Raw genomic sequence first — 12,454 nt, 5'->3', positions numbered from 1 at the left:
CTTTGAAACAAAACTCCTTGGAAGCGTAAAATTAACGCTTAGAGAATTGTGGTTTACGACGTGCTTTACGTAGACCAACTTTCTTACGTTCAACGCAACGTGCGTCACGAGTAACGTAGCCAGCTGCGCGTAGTGCAGGACGTAGTGATTCATCGTATTGCATTAGAGCACGTGTGATACCGTGACGGATCGCACCAGCTTGACCAGAAATACCACCACCAGAAACAGTGATGTATAGGTCTAGTTTATCAGTCATTTCAACTAGCTCTAGAGGTTGGTTAACAACCATACGTGCTGTTGGACGACCGAAGTAAACTTCAAGGCTGCGCTTGTTGATTACGATGTTGCCAGTACCCGGTTTGATGAAAACACGAGCTGCTGAGCTTTTACGGCGACCAGTGCCGTAGTATTGATTCTCTGCCATTGCCATAATCCTCGATTAAATGTCTAGTACTTGTGGTTGTTGAGCAGTGTGGTTATGCTCAGCGCCAGCGTAAACTTTAAGTTTACGGTACATAGCACGACCAAGAGGACCACGTGGAAGCATACCTTTAACAGCTAATTCAATAACCATTTCAGGTTTACGATCGATCAGTTTCTCGAAAGAAATAGATTTTAGACCGCCTGGGAATTCAGAGTGACGGTAGTAGATCTTGTCAGATGCTTTCTTACCAGTTACTCGTACTTTCTCAGCGTTGATAACGATGATGTAATCACCAGTATCTACGTGAGGAGTGTATTCTGCTTTATGCTTACCGCGTAGGCGAGATGCGATTTCAGTTGCGATACGACCAAGAGTTTTACCTTCAGCGTCTACAACATACCAGTCACGCTTTACAGCGGCTGGTTTAGCAACGAAAGTTTTCATGCTAATGATACCCGTTATTAAATAATTTCACTGATTAGGAGCTTTCGCTCCCACTGTATATTTTTGAGCCCAGTCATCACCCCTTCGAGTGGTTGGCACTCTTGGCAATTAAGCCAGTACAGTAACGGTGGGTCGGAGGATTATAGAGAAGCATGAAGAAAAAATCACCTTTTTTTTGAAGATATTTCACATATCGGTCAAAAAGTTTAAAAAAAACGAGTTTTGAGCTTCATCACAGTAAATGAAGCTCTTAAATCATCAAAAAATGACTCTCTTTTATTAAGATAAATGTTCTTTTGCTAGATACTCATGACTTTGCATTTCAATCAACCTTGACTGACAACGTTTAAATTCAAACGTTAGACGACCTTTTTGATATATAGAGGCTAAATCTGTCTCTGCTGAGATGATTAATTTTACATTTCGCTCATAAAACTCATCAACCATAGCGATAAACCGGCGAGCCGCATCATCATTTAACTCCCCCATGATTTTCACATTAGATAGCAAGACCGTATGATATAAGCGAGAGAGCTCAATATAATCATGCTGACTACGAGCGCTTTCACATAGAGATGCAAAATCAAAATGAACCACCCCATCCCCTTCGGCTTTTACCTCTAAGAGACGATGATTAATTTCTATTTGAGTCGATTCGTAATCGCAACCAGAAACTAACTGTAAGAAGTAACCTTTCATATTCGTTTCAGCATCGCTATCTAATGGGTAGTGATATATTTCTGCCTGCTCTAGCGTTCTAAGGCGATAATCAACACCACTATCCACATTGATAATGTCACAATGTTGCTCAATTAGAGAAATAGCAGGTAAAAAACGAGCTCGCTGTAGCCCATTACGATATAAGTCTTGAGGTAATATATTCGAAGTAGCGACTAACGTTATCCCTCTATCAAATAAAGCCTCCAATAAAGTTGCTAAGATCATCGCATCAGTAATATCTGAAACAAAAAACTCATCAAAGCAGATAATGTCGGTTTCTTGTTTAAATTTATCAGCAACAATAAGCAAAGGATCAGACTGCTGTTTTAATTCTCCTAGTTCATCATGAACTCGCTGCATAAAACGATGAAAATGAACTCGCATTTTTCTTTGGGTGGGTAATGCATCATAAAAGGTATCAACTAAATAGGTTTTACCTCGACCGACTCCCCCCCAAAAATACAACCCTTTTTCGGGAATTAACTTTGATGGTTCTGCTTTTATAAAAAAGTGTTTCCAGGATCTTTTTACTGGTTGTTGAGGAACTTTTAATTCTAAAAAACGTCGATATAAATCATCAAGATGTTCTACAGCATTTTGTTGAGCGCTATCATGCATAAACCCCTCTTGATTGAGGTCTTGCTGATATTTTTCTAATGGTGTCATCACTTTTAATCTTTTCTTTTGTTGATTGACTCCCTTCATAGTAGCATGTTCTCAACACACCCTATGAGTGGGCTAACTCACAGTTATGCCGACCCATATTAATAAAAACGGTAAGGAGTATTTCATGGCGTGGACATACGCTTTAATTGGCTTAGCTGTTGGTATTACCATTGGCTTTATGATTTCTCGTTTTACAGTACCCGGTATTAAACACCAAAAATCATTAAAACAAGATTTAGAAAAATCCAAATATGAATTGGAGCAATACCGTCAAGAGTTGGTTGATCACTTCGCAACAAGTGCGACAATGCTAGAAGCGTTAGCAAAAGACTTCAATAAGATGTATGACCACATGGCTTCAACATCAAAAGAGTTGATGCCTAATCTTCCAGAGCAAGACAACCCGTTTTCAGCGCGTTTAGGAGAAATGACCCTTTCACCAGAGCTAAACAAAAAAGTGGCTCATGTAAAAGATGAAATTAGTAAGCAACCTAAAGATTACGCCAATGGAGCGACAGGCCTTTTAAAGGATGAGCACCTAGTTGATATCAACGCAAAAAAAGAAGATAAAATCGCTTAAAATACGATGTTATCGATGAACTTTCTCAAAGGTTTTTGAGTCGAATAAGTACACTTTGTTTAATTAAGAGTACATTTCGATGAAAAAGCCTTTGCTCGTTTTAGGTGCTTTATCTTTAAGCATCAGTGCGATAATTACACCGATTCAATCCCAAGCAGCCTTACTACTTGCAGTGAATTCACAACAATTACCAAGCCTTGCACCTATGTTGGAGAAAATCACTCCAGCGGTCGTGAGTATTGCCGTAGAAGGTACCCAAGTATCTAAGCGTCATATACCCGAACAGTTTCGTTTCTTTTTTGGTCCAGACTTTCCTTCAGAACAAGTTCAAGAGCAACCTTTTAGAGGACTAGGTTCCGGCGTTATTGTCGATGCTAAAAAAGGGTATATTGTTACCAATCATCACGTCATTAATAACGCAGAAAAAATACTGGTACAGTTACACGACGGACGTGAATACACTGCCGAATTAATTGGCAGTGACGAATTATCTGACATCGCTTTACTTAAACTTGAAGAAGCAAAAAACCTAACCGAAATAAAGTTAGCTGATTCTGACAATTTACGTGTCGGCGATTTTAGTGTTGCTATTGGTAATCCTTTTGGTCTTGGTCAAACCGTAACATCAGGCATTATTTCAGCCTTAGGTCGCAGTGGGTTAAACCTAGATAACTTTGAAAACTTTATTCAAACTGATGCCGCAATAAACAGCGGTAATTCAGGTGGCGCGCTGGTAAACCTAAATGGTGATTTAATTGGTATTAACACCGCAATACTAGGCCCAAATGGCGGTAATGTGGGCATCGGCTTTGCTATCCCATCAAATATGGTTCGTAATTTATCAGAACAAATTTTAGAGTTTGGCCATGTTAAGCGCGGTATTCTGGGCGTTCAAGGAGGGGAATTAACACCAGAACTTGCAGAAGCATTTGGCTATGAAACCAATCATGGTGCTTTTGTTAGCCAAGTGGTACCAGATAGCGCCGCTGATAAAGCAGGAATTCAAGCGGGTGATATACTGTTCTCTATCAATGGTAAAAAGATTCAAACCTTTGGTGAGTTACGTGCAAAAGTCGCCACTTTAGGTGCAGGAAAAAAAGTGACCTTAGGCCTAATTCGTGATGGAAAAGAAAAAACCGTAACAGCAACACTAAAAGAAGCAGAGCAAATTAAAGCACAAGCTGAAAATCTTCATGACGGCCTAAAGGGGGCTGAACTACAAAACACCTCTCAATCAGATCCAGTTAAAGGTGTGAAAATCAGTAATGTAGAAAAAGCATCCATGGCACAACGCTACGGTTTACAAAAAGACGACATTATTATCGGTGTTAACCGTAAACCTGTGAAAAATTTACAGCAATTTAGAAAGCTACTAGAAAGTAAACCACCTGTACTCGCATTAAACATCCAACGTGGTGAACACTCACTTTATCTAGTCATTAAGTAACCTAGAAGCAAGCACTCATTCTTTAAGTGCTTGCTCTTTCATCCTCTACTTTTTAACTAGATTCAATGTTATCCTAATCAATTATTCTTTTTATTCATCAAGGTTAGGAAGCCAATGCTCTCATTCTTATTGCGTTCAGCTATGATAGGTGTCGCAACAGCTGCGATACTGCTGTTTGCATTCCCTAACCTACGCTCAAGCATCACCCCTGAGCAAAATACGATAGAGCAAACCTCTCAGAACAGTAAGCAAATTTCATTTAATTATGCCGTTCGTCGAGCAGCTCCTGCTGTTGTAAATATCTATAGCCGCAAATACAACGATAATGACCGTCTACGTTTAGATACAGAAGGCTTAGGCTCGGGCGTTATCGTTAGCGATAAAGGCTACATTATTACTAACTATCACGTTGTTGCCGATGCAGACCAAGTTATTGTTGCCCTTCAAGATGGACGTCTATTTAACTCTCAATTAATTGGTAAAGATAAGCGTACTGATTTAGCTGTATTACAAATTAAAGATACCAACCTACCTGTTATTCCATTAAACCCAAACTATCAAGCTGATATTGGTGATGTTGTGCTGGCTATTGGTAATCCATACAACCTAGGACAAACCACGACCTTTGGCATTATCTCAGCGACAGGTCGTGCCGCATTGAGTGCTGATGGTACACAGGGATTAATCCAAACCGATGCTGCCATTAACAGAGGTAATTCTGGTGGAGCTCTGGTCAATACCAGAGGTGAGTTAGTGGGTATCAATACCGCCTCATTCCAGCAAGCCACTGAGCTAGAAACTTATGGTATTTCATTTGCAATTCCTTATGCTCTTGCGGATAAAATCATGCGTCGATTGATTGCCGATGGACAAGTAATTCGTGGCTACATCGGTATCGATGGAAGAGATATTAACCCTGCCATGGCAAGATTAATGAATGCGGATAATATCAACGGTATTTTAGTTTTAGGTGTTTCACCAAATAGCCCAGCAGAAAAAGCAGGTATTATTACTCAAGATATAATTACCAGTATCGATGGTAAAAGTGTGACCAATAGACAAAGTGTCATTGATATCGTAACAGAGTTAAGACCGGGTACTGAAGTGGATGTCGATGTGATTCGTAAAGGAATAACCAAAACAATTAAAGTAACAATTGAAGAAGACCCAAGTAATGAATAAAAAAATAGCGCATTAAAAATGCGCTATTTTTGTATCTAAGCAGTGACTAAAGGTTATTCACTTTCTTCTTCAGTCGCTGCGCTCTCACCATTAATATCAATGCGAGTAACTCGTTGTAGGCCTCTTGGCAGTAAACTACCACGACGACCACGCTCCCCACGGAAGTTATCTAAATCCGTAGGTTTCAATCCTAACTTACGTTTACCTGCATACAAGGTAATGGTTGCACCTTGAGGTAATGGCAATAAGTGAGACAAGAACTCTTCACGAGATTTTGAACGTGCTGCCGGTATATTAATGATCTTATTCCCCTTACCTTTACCTAATTGTGGTAAATCTTTAATAGGGAATAAAAGCATTCGACCTTCGTTAGTGATAGCTAAAATCTCATCACTTTCTAAATCAGACACTGCTTCAGGGTTCATTACTTGTGAGTTTTCTGGAAGAGTTAACAATGCTTTACCGTTTTTATTTTTAGACAGTAAATCTGCACCCTTACAAACAAAACCGTAACCAGCATCAGAGCTGATTAACCATGTCTGTTCTTCTTCACCCATAACCACATGCGTAATTTGACTACCCGCAGTAATATTTAGACGACCCGTAATTGGCTCACCCTGACTTCTTGCTGAAGGCAATGTATGTGATTCAAGTGCATAGCTTCGACCATTACTGCCCATAAAGACAGCTGGCGCGTTACTCTTACCACGCGCATGCGCTAAGTATTTATCGCCTGATTTATAGTTCAATGTTGTTGGGTCAACATCATGACCTTTAGCATGACGAATCCAACCTTTATCAGAAAGAACAACCGTAATCGCTTCACTTGGGATCAAGTCACGCTCTGTCATCGCTTTCGCTTCTGCACGCTCAACCAATGGAGAACGGCGATCATCACCAAACTTCTCAGCATCCGCTAAGATTTCTTTCTTAATTAATGTGTTTAAACGACGCTCTGAACCTAATAGTTTCTCAAGATAATCACGCTCTTTAGCTAATTCATCTTGTTCACCACGGATCTTAATCTCTTCCAGTTTAGCTAACTGACGAAGTTTAATTTCTAAAATCGCTTCCGCTTGTTTCTCAGATAAATCAAAGCGAGTCATTAACTCATGCTTTGGATCATCTTCAGTACGGATGATTTCAATCACTTCATCGATATTTAAGTAAGCCGCTAAAAGACCTTCTAAAATATGTAGACGAGCCAGCACTTTATCTAAACGGTGTTGAAGACGTTTACGCACTGTTGTGCGACGGAATTCAATCCACTCAGAAAGAATAGATACCAAGCCTTTCACTTGAGGACGCTGATCCAAACCAATCATGTTTAAGTTAACACGGTAGCTTTTTTCAAGATCTGTCGAAGCAAATAAATGGTTCATTAATGGTTCCGCATCCACTCGGTTTGAGCGAGGAACAATAACGATACGTGTTGGATTCTCATGATCAGATTCATCACGAAGATCATCTACCATAGGTAACTTCTTCGCTCGCATTTGGTTTGCGATTTGCTCTAATAATTTACTACCAGATACTTGATGTGGCAGAGCGGTAATAACAATATCACCCTCTTCTTTATGCCATACCGCACGCATTTTAATGCTGCCTCTACCTGAACGGTAAATCTTTTTAATTTCACTTGATGGTGAAATAATTTCAGCTTTGGTTGGGTAATCTGGACCTTTTACAAAATCCATCACCTCATCTAAATCCGCTTTTGGATTTTCTAATAGGTGAACTGTTGCATTTGCGACTTCACGTACATTGTGAGGTGGAATGTCTGTTGCCATACCAACCGCGATACCAGTAATACCGTTCAATAAAATATGAGGTAAACGTGAAGGTAATATCGTTGGCTCTTTCATTGTGCCATCGAAGTTTGGCTGCCAATCAACTGTACCTTGACCAATTTCGCCTAATAATACATCTGCAAACTTAGACAGTTTTGATTCCGTATAACGCATTGCAGCAAATGATTTAGGATCATCTGGCGCACCCCAGTTACCTTGACCATCAACTAATGGATAGCGATAAGAGAAAGGTTGAGCCATTAATACCATGGCTTCATAACACGCAGAGTCACCGTGTGGGTGGTATTTACCTAATACATCACCAACGGTACGTGCTGATTTCTTATACTTTGCGTTTGCTGATAAACCAAGTTCAGACATCGCGTAAATAATACGACGTTGAACTGGTTTTAAACCATCACCGATATACGGTAATGCACGGTCCATGATTACGTACATGGAGTAATTTAGATAAGCGTCTTCTGTAAACTTGCGCAGTGGCAGCTGTTCAACACCTTCTAAGGACATTTCTGTACTCATTTTTATACCTCTGCCTGATCGCCGTTAGATTGTAGCCAAGCACGACGATCGTCTGCACGTTTCTTACCTAAAAGCATATCCATCATTTCATCAGTTTGTTCATCATCATCGATCGTTAACTGAACAAGACGTCGTGTATTTGGATCCATCGTCGTTTCACGCAATTGAAGTGGGTTCATCTCACCCAATCCTTTAAATCGCTGTACGTTAATTTTTGCGCGCTTATTGCTTAGACGGTCTAATACGCCTTCTTTTTCTTCTTCATCAAGTGCGTAGAACACCTCTTTACCGCAATCAATACGATACAAAGGAGGCATGGCAACATAAACGTGGCCAGCTTGAACTAATGCTTTGAAGTGTTTTAGATAAAGTGCACATAGCAGGGTTGCGATATGAAGACCGTCGGAGTCAGCATCGGCAAGGATACATACTTTACCGTAACGCAAACCAGATAAGTCATCAGAGTCGGGGTCAATACCCAAAGCAACAGAAATATCATGTACTTCTTGAGATGCTAATACTTGGTCAGCTGATACTTCCCATGTATTCAAAATTTTACCACGCAGTGGCATGACCGCTTGGAACTCACGATCACGAGCTTGTTTAGCAGAACCACCCGCCGAGTCCCCTTCCACTAAGAACAATTCGGTACGAGCTAAATCTTGAACAGAACAATCGGTCAACTTACCCGGAAGAGCTGGACCTGAAGCGATTTTCTTACGAACCACTTTTTTAGCAGCACGCATACGACGGTGCGCGTTCGCAATACATGCTTCAGCAAGTTGTTCTGCGATTTGTGGCTTCTCATTCAACCATAAGCTAAATGCGTCTTTTACCACACCAGAAACAAACGCCGCACACTGACGTGAAGATAAACGCTCTTTAGTTTGACCTGCAAATTGTGGGTCTTGCATTTTCACCGATAATACGTAGGCACAACGGTCCCAAATATCATCAGCAGTTAACTTAACGCCACGAGGAACAAGGTTACGGAACTCACAGAACTCACGCATTGCATCAAGAAGACCTTGGCGCATGCCATTTACGTGCGTACCACCTTGTGCTGTAGGTATAAGGTTTACATAACTTTCAGCAACTAGCTCACCGCCTTCTGGTAGCCAAGTTACCGCCCAATCTGCCGCTTCACCAGTGCCAGAAAAAGCACCAGTAAATGGAATTTCTGGTAATAATGTAAAACCAGTTACACCTTCAAGAAGATAATCTTTAAGACCGTCTTCATAACACCAGTTGTGTTCTTTATCGTTAACTTTATCTTTAAAAACAATTTCTAAGCCAGGACAAAGTACTGCTTTAGCTTTTAAATTATTGATAAGGCGAGTAACAGAGAATTTTGCGGAATCAAAATAGCTCGCATCAGGCCAGAAATGAACACTGGTACCACGGTTACGACGACCACAAGTGCCCGTTACGGTTAAATCTGATACTTTATCACCGTGTTCAAATGCAATTTCATACACTTGGCCATCACGACGAACCGTTACTTCAACTCGTTTTGACAAGGCATTTACTACAGAGATACCAACCCCGTGTAAGCCACCTGAGAATTCGTAGTTTTTACCTGAGAATTTACCACCAGCATGTAACTTACACAAAATAAGTTCAACGCCAGATACTTTTTCTACTGGATGGATATCAACAGGCATACCACGCCCATCATCAATAACTTCAAGTGATTGATCGGCATGTAAAATTACTTCAACTTTTTTCGCGTGTCCGGCTAGGGCTTCATCGACACTGTTATCAATAACTTCTTGGCCCAAATGGTTTGGACGGACAGTGTCGGTATACATACCAGGACGGCGACGAACGGGCTCAAGGCCATTTAGAACCTCAATGGCTCCTGCATTATATTGTTCAGTCATATCTCGGAAGGCTTCTTAAAATTTGTCACATAGTCTGAAAGGGAGAAGGGAAAGTCAAGCAAACGCCCCTATTCCACTCTAAATATGTGGCTTTGTATTAAAGATTGTATAGATACTGTGTCTCTTGCGTAGAGAAACAGTAACTATAAATTTAGAAATTGAATAATTTGTTCAGGATAACGCTCAAAGTTAACAAAACTATGATCGCCGCCTTTTTCTATTGTTTGTTTACAAGCTGAATACTTATCTACAGCTTGTCGGTAATCGAGGACTTCATCGCCTTCTTGTTGCAATAACCATAAGTCATCAACAGAATGTAACGTTTCTACTTGCAATGCTAACAGCTCTTCCATGTGCTTCTCTTCAAGAAAGTATTCTTCTTGAGTATATGGATTTACTTGCTTTCCAAGGTAATCGGCGAGTAACTCATAAGGCTTAACTGCAGGGTTAACTAAAGCCGCTTTAAAACCATATTGATGATTTAACCAAGTAGATAAGTACCCACCAAGAGAACTACCGACCAAACCAATCTGATGTGTGTCTTTATATTTTTCAACAAGTTGAACTAAAAACTCTGCCGCTTGTGAAGGATAAGAAGGTAAACGAGGCACGATAACCTTGATATCTGGCCGGTGTACTTTGCAATACTCAGCCATGACTTGCGCCTTATGAGATAAAGGAGAGCTGTTAAAACCGTGGATATACAAAAGCAAACTTGGTTTATGCATTAGTAGCCCCCTGCCTCACTATCCGCTGAAAAGTCACAATCTTTAAGTCGATATACCTGCGTTTCAATATCACCATTTGGTAATAAATCTAACGTTCTCCAACCTGGAGCTTGAGAGTCCAAAGCAAAATCATCCGAATCAGGTAGGAATTGAACACAAGTGGATGGCGTTGCTAATAAACGAACACCATTAACGATACGATCTAACTCTTGGTGAATATGTCCGCAAACTATCCCATTCACATTGCGATGTTTTGCTAAAACAGACCAAAATTGATCACTTTCTTTAAGTTGGTGTTGGTCTAACCAAGCGCTTCCAGCGGGCAATGGATGGTGATGCAATAATACCAACGAATGACGTTGAGGATGTTGAGATAATGCGTTATCTAATAATGTTAGTTGCTCATCAGATAATGCACCATGAGGAACACCCACAACTTGACTATCCAGAATAATCACTTGCCAATGCTGACCAATAAGTAAGTGTTCACACGCACTAATTTGAGGAGAAGGCAAAACACCGCCCATACTTGGCTTATAGTCATGATTACCAGGAAGCCAGAAACAAGGCTTTTTTAGAGGTGTTATTCCTTTAACGAAGTGCTGATAAGATTCAACGGTATGATCTTGAGAAATATCACCCGTAGCAAGAATGGCATCAAAATCAGGAGTTCGCTGTAATACTTGTTCTACAACACTTTGAAAGCTTTTTCGTGTAGGTACGCCAAGTAATGCGCCATCTTCTGGCGCAAACAAGTGGGTATCTGTTATCTGTAACAAGCGAATCGAATCGCTTTCTTCATTAAGTAATGTTTCAGAGAGCAAAATAGCTACAACCTTTTAATTCTTTTCTAAAAAAATGGGTTCTTGGCTTATCCCATTTTTTAAACAAAACGTCAGCCAGTCACTTAGGAACTGGTTTAATTGATGCTTTTCATCTTTCTGAAGCATCTTTCCATTTGGATAATCATATTTTGCTTTGATATAAGCAAGTTGCTGACTTGCACATACCTCAGCAACTCTCGCATCATGATAAAGTCGAACCGTTAATTTCGGAAGTGGATATATCGGTTGTTCATCAATCTGATAAACCTCAACCAATGTGGTATAAACAGTGACTTCCAAGACTTTTATCTGATACTGCTGCTGGCACACTTGATAGCTTACTAATGCACCTATATTTTCTTTCTTTGGTAAAAGAGACACTAATTTAGCGTAATTAGTTTCATATACTCTCATCAAGCTCGCTAAATCTACATGGTATTTACGCATGTTATTGCGCATTCCACTGTGATCGCAAACGCGAAACATTTAATTCTAACCATTGAAGAGCAATAATTGAGGCTGCATTCTCAATTATGCCACGATTAACAAGGGCATACGCCTCTTCACGAGAAACAACATGTACTTGAATATCTTCGTTTTCATCTTCTAAACCGTGGATACCTTCGGCTTTAGAAGCATCAACACACCCAACAAAAACATCGATTCTCTCAGTACAGCCACCCGAAGATGGATAAAAATGCGATATTTTTTCTAAATGTGCAACGGTTATACCAGCTTCTTCATTGGCTTCACGAACGGCCACTTGTTCTGCCGATTCATCTTTATCGATCATGCCTGCAACAATTTCATATTGCCAAGGAGCACTTGATTCTAATGCTCCCACTCGGATCTGTTCAATTAACACAACCTGATCCGTTTTAGGATCATAAGGTAATAATGCAACCGCATGACCTCGCTCAAAAAGCTCTCGTTCAATGACTTCACTCCAACCGCCGCTAAACAATTGGTGACGAAAAGCAACTTTTGTCATTTTAAAGAAACCATTAAACAAAGGCTCTTTCGATATTATTTCAACATCTTTAGAATCAAACTGATTCACTGAATTTATATTTAATGATGAAACCATCGATTCCTCTCAATATCTCGCATTGTTTTATCACTCATTTTTACGAGCAACAATTCATTAACTCAACTTTTTTGATAATGCTTACATTTTTTTTATAAGCTTTCCATTATATTTGTTTGAAGTAATGCTTATAAAACGT

At 40.0% G+C, this 12,454-nt stretch carries 12 protein-coding genes; 3 read left to right on the top strand and 9 right to left on the bottom strand.

What is annotated here, in order from left to right:
• Positions 1 to 31 precede the first annotated feature (31 nt).
• The 3 genes from rpsI to zapE all read right to left on the bottom strand — a co-directional run bounded on the left by rpsI (position 32) and on the right by zapE (position 2,254).
• The gene (rpsI, locus tag HC728_RS04025; protein WP_005420956.1) at positions 32 to 424 is read right to left on the bottom strand and encodes a 30S ribosomal protein S9; all 393 of its coding nucleotides are present in this window, start codon (positions 422 to 424) and stop codon (positions 32 to 34) included.
• A 15-nt stretch (positions 425 to 439) separates the two neighbouring features.
• The gene (gene rplM, locus HC728_RS04020) at positions 440 to 868 is read right to left on the bottom strand and encodes a 50S ribosomal protein L13 (protein ID WP_005420958.1); all 429 of its coding nucleotides are present in this window, start codon (positions 866 to 868) and stop codon (positions 440 to 442) included.
• A 279-nt stretch (positions 869 to 1,147) separates the two neighbouring features.
• On the bottom strand, positions 1,148 to 2,254 hold the full coding sequence (zapE, locus tag HC728_RS04015; protein ID WP_190395146.1) for a cell division protein ZapE: 1,107 nt from the start codon (positions 2,252 to 2,254) through the stop codon (positions 1,148 to 1,150).
• 124 nt (positions 2,255 to 2,378) lie between these two features.
• Between zapE and zapG the strand changes: the two genes are divergently transcribed.
• The 3 genes from zapG to degS all read left to right on the top strand — a co-directional run bounded on the left by zapG (position 2,379) and on the right by degS (position 5,463).
• A complete protein-coding gene (zapG, locus tag HC728_RS04010) occupies positions 2,379 to 2,834 on the top strand; it encodes a Z-ring associated protein ZapG (RefSeq protein WP_005420963.1) in 456 nt (151 codons plus the stop codon).
• A 79-nt stretch (positions 2,835 to 2,913) separates the two neighbouring features.
• Positions 2,914 to 4,281, top strand: coding sequence for a Do family serine endopeptidase (locus HC728_RS04005; protein WP_190395134.1), 1,368 nt, complete (start codon positions 2,914 to 2,916; stop codon positions 4,279 to 4,281).
• 114 nt (positions 4,282 to 4,395) lie between these two features.
• Entirely contained in the window at positions 4,396 to 5,463 is a 1,068-nt protein-coding gene (gene degS / locus HC728_RS04000) for an outer membrane-stress sensor serine endopeptidase DegS (protein ID WP_012533742.1), read from the top strand.
• A gap of 53 nt (positions 5,464 to 5,516) precedes the next feature.
• On the opposite strand, the gene parC is transcribed toward degS, so the two are convergent.
• From parC to nudF, 6 genes are all read right to left on the bottom strand, one after another.
• Positions 5,517 to 7,793: a DNA topoisomerase IV subunit A gene (gene parC, locus HC728_RS03995; protein WP_005420970.1), complete on the bottom strand. Its 2,277-nt coding sequence runs from the start codon at positions 7,791 to 7,793 to the stop codon at positions 5,517 to 5,519.
• Positions 7,794 to 7,795: 2 nt separating this feature from the next.
• A complete protein-coding gene (gene parE / locus HC728_RS03990; protein ID WP_005420972.1) occupies positions 7,796 to 9,676 on the bottom strand; it encodes a DNA topoisomerase IV subunit B in 1,881 nt (626 codons plus the stop codon).
• Positions 9,677 to 9,819: 143 nt separating this feature from the next.
• Positions 9,820 to 10,404, bottom strand: coding sequence for an esterase YqiA (gene yqiA / locus HC728_RS03985; RefSeq protein ID WP_054775670.1), 585 nt, complete (start codon positions 10,402 to 10,404; stop codon positions 9,820 to 9,822).
• Complete coding sequence (gene cpdA / locus HC728_RS03980; protein WP_012533436.1) at positions 10,404 to 11,228, bottom strand: 3',5'-cyclic-AMP phosphodiesterase; 825 nt, start codon at positions 11,226 to 11,228, stop codon at positions 10,404 to 10,406. Before cpdA ends, yqiA begins: the two co-directional genes overlap by 1 nt.
• 15 nt (positions 11,229 to 11,243) lie before the next feature.
• The gene (locus HC728_RS03975; protein ID WP_054775669.1) at positions 11,244 to 11,675 is read right to left on the bottom strand and encodes a DUF1249 family protein; all 432 of its coding nucleotides are present in this window, start codon (positions 11,673 to 11,675) and stop codon (positions 11,244 to 11,246) included.
• Position 11,676: 1 nt separating this feature from the next.
• Positions 11,677 to 12,315, bottom strand: a complete 639-nt coding sequence (nudF, locus tag HC728_RS03970) for an ADP-ribose diphosphatase (protein ID WP_065623500.1) — start codon at positions 12,313 to 12,315, stop codon at positions 11,677 to 11,679.
• Between the last annotated feature and the right edge of the window lie 139 nt (positions 12,316 to 12,454).

This window comes from Aliivibrio sp. S10_S31 (assembly GCF_014694495.1).
Classification (GTDB): domain Bacteria; phylum Pseudomonadota; class Gammaproteobacteria; order Enterobacterales; family Vibrionaceae; genus Aliivibrio; species Aliivibrio fischeri.
This window is presented reverse-complemented; position numbering and strand designations above follow the sequence as displayed.

Excerpts from the sequence above, each read along its gene's own strand:
- nudF (WP_065623500.1), bottom strand. The coding sequence starts at position 12,315 with ATGGTTTCATCATTAAATATAAATTCAGTGAATCAGTTTGATTCTAAA.
- degS (WP_012533742.1), top strand. The coding sequence starts at position 4,396 with ATGCTCTCATTCTTATTGCGTTCAGCTATGATAGGTGTCGCAACAGCT.
- HC728_RS04005 (WP_190395134.1), top strand. The coding sequence starts at position 2,914 with ATGAAAAAGCCTTTGCTCGTTTTAGGTGCTTTATCTTTAAGCATCAGT.
- zapG (WP_005420963.1), top strand. The coding sequence starts at position 2,379 with ATGGCGTGGACATACGCTTTAATTGGCTTAGCTGTTGGTATTACCATT.
- parC (WP_005420970.1), bottom strand. The coding sequence starts at position 7,793 with ATGAGTACAGAAATGTCCTTAGAAGGTGTTGAACAGCTGCCACTGCGC.
- yqiA (WP_054775670.1), bottom strand. The coding sequence starts at position 10,404 with ATGCATAAACCAAGTTTGCTTTTGTATATCCACGGTTTTAACAGCTCT.
- rpsI (WP_005420956.1), bottom strand. The coding sequence starts at position 424 with ATGGCAGAGAATCAATACTACGGCACTGGTCGCCGTAAAAGCTCAGCA.
- rplM (WP_005420958.1), bottom strand. The coding sequence starts at position 868 with ATGAAAACTTTCGTTGCTAAACCAGCCGCTGTAAAGCGTGACTGGTAT.
- parE (WP_005420972.1), bottom strand. The coding sequence starts at position 9,676 with ATGACTGAACAATATAATGCAGGAGCCATTGAGGTTCTAAATGGCCTT.
- HC728_RS03975 (WP_054775669.1), bottom strand. The coding sequence starts at position 11,675 with ATGCGTAAATACCATGTAGATTTAGCGAGCTTGATGAGAGTATATGAA.
- zapE (WP_190395146.1), bottom strand. The coding sequence starts at position 2,254 with ATGACACCATTAGAAAAATATCAGCAAGACCTCAATCAAGAGGGGTTT.